At 73.9% G+C, this 2,016-nt stretch carries 2 protein-coding genes and 1 pseudogene; all 3 read left to right on the forward strand.

From position 1 onward, the window contains the following. Nucleotides 1–389: pseudogene (locus F3J10_RS35370) on the forward strand (malonate decarboxylase subunit epsilon); the annotation flags it as partial. Nucleotides 390–689: 300 nt separating this feature from the next. Further along, on the forward strand, nt 690–1,277 hold the full coding sequence (locus tag F3J10_RS35375) for a hypothetical protein (RefSeq protein WP_167244025.1): 588 nt from the start codon (nt 690–692) through the stop codon (nt 1,275–1,277). Nucleotides 1,278–1,570: 293 nt separating this feature from the next. Beyond that, the coding region (locus tag F3J10_RS35380) for an alpha/beta hydrolase (RefSeq protein ID WP_205200597.1) at nt 1,571–2,016 on the forward strand (446 nt) is incomplete at its 3' end.

A 2,016-nucleotide genomic window follows, 5' to 3' on the forward strand; every position in this document is an offset into this window, starting at 1 on the left:
GCGTGATGCCGGTGCCGGTGCGGATCGCCTCGCATACGCCGCGGCTCGCGGCGGCCGTGCCGGTGTTCCGCGATGCGCTCGGCGCCGTGCCGGTCGCGCGCGGCGCGGCCGGCACGCGCCTGTTCAGCGGCATCGACGGCGCCGCCGTGCTCGATACCGAAACCGGGCTCGACAAGCTCGCCCGGCAGATCGCCGAGCCGGTCGAGTGGGCCGCCTGCCTGGCCGCCTGTGTCGAGGCCGGCGCGAGCGCCTTCCTCGAACTCGGGCCGGGGCGCGCGCTGGCCGAGATGGCGGGTGCGGCCTATCCATCGATACCGGCGCGCAGCCTGGCCGATTTCCGCTCGCTGGACGGCGTGCGCGGCTGGCTGGAGAGGATCGAGGCGGCTTGAAGGGCGTGGCGGGGGCGCGGTGGTATGCAGGTCGCCGTGCAAGTGGAGGGCTTCGCGAGGGATCCGGCCGAAGCGGATGATCGAGGCAGCTTGAACGAGGCGGCGAAGGCAGCGGCGGCATGCCCTCGCCGTACAAGCGGAAAGGCCTCGATACCGGCCGGAAGCCGGGCGATCCACGGCACCCGAAGCCGCTGCCGGACGCGGCTGGCACGGCCCGGCGAACGCGCGTTCGTCGTCGCCGCGCCACGCCGCGCAGAAACCGCTTGCGAGCCGCATCGGCGTGACTACAATACGCGCCCGATGAGACCACACGCCCGCCTTGCCGCTGCTTTCAGCGCGGCTTCCGCCTTTGCCGCGCCCGCCGTTTTCGCGCTGCCCGCGCCCTTCGTCGGCGCGAGCGCCAGCGCCTATTTTTCCGATGATGCCGTCTCGGCCGACCTGGCCGCCGAACTGGTGCGCGGCGCGCGGCAGCGCGTGCTGGTGGCCGGTTACGCCTCGCTGTCGCCGAAGCTGGCGGCCGCCCTGTGCGATGCGCGCCGGCGCGGGGTCGCGGTGCGCGTGGTGCTCGACCGTTCGGCGCCGGCACTGCGCTACAGCGGCGCGGCCCTGCTGGCCGAAACCGGCGTCGAGGTGGTGTTCGCGCGTCGCGCCGGCCTGATCCGCGCGCCGTTCCTGGTGGTCGACGATGCCGTCGCGACCGAGGTCGCGGCCCGGCGCGCGGGTTTGGCCAGGGCGGCCAGCGGCGCGGACGTGGCCGCGCTGCTGCCGCGTGCCGACATGCGCCCCGGCGTGCACGAGTTGAATGTATTCCACGACGTGCCGCGGCTCGCGCAAGCCTATGCGCAGACCTTCTGGCGGCTCTACCGCGTGGCGGCCGCCGAGCGCTGAAATCCGGGCCGCCGTCGGCGAGCGGGATCACGTCTTGCGGCACATGACGGCCGGCACGCGCGCATGCGAAACCCGATGCGCCGCCGCGAAGCCGGTCGGTACCGGTGCCGCCTCTTCATCGTCGCGCCGTTTCGATCCGGCACCATAATGGCCGACCGTTCGACGGACCGGACAGACACCGGCCCGCCCGTGCCGCGCGATGCCGCGGCGCGGCCCGCCGGAACGGCGCGACGACGCAGTTGGCGGCCTGCGCGTTCGCTTGCACAATAGCCGCTCCCACGACGAGGCAGACGATGGCGATCACGGTCGAGACTCTCCAGTTCGCGGCACGCGACGGACGACCGTTGACGGGCTCGCTCCATATTCCCCCCGTATCGAACCGGCGCGCGGTGCTGATCAACAGCGCGCTGGGCACGCCGCGCGCGCGTTACGACGGGTTCGCGCGCTTCCTGGCCGAAGCCGGCTTCAGCGTGCTGAGCTACGACAACCGCGGCATCGGCGGCTCGCGCACGGCGGTGGGCGACGCCGATCGCGTGCGGCTGCGGCAGTGGGGCGAGGCCGACCTGCCGGCCGCGCTCGACTGCCTCGCCGCGCGGCTGCCCGAGGCGCGCCAGTTCGCCGTCGGCCATGCCACGGGGGGACGGCTGCTCGGTCTCGCACCGAACCTGGGCCAGTTGTCGGGCATCGTCACGATCGCGGCCGGCACCGCCTATCGCGGCGACGCGCGCGGCCTGGCCGG

Origin of the sequence: Burkholderia sp. Cy-637, assembly GCF_011753175.1 — a bacterium.
GTDB classification, from domain to species: domain Bacteria; phylum Pseudomonadota; class Gammaproteobacteria; order Burkholderiales; family Burkholderiaceae; genus Burkholderia; species Burkholderia gladioli.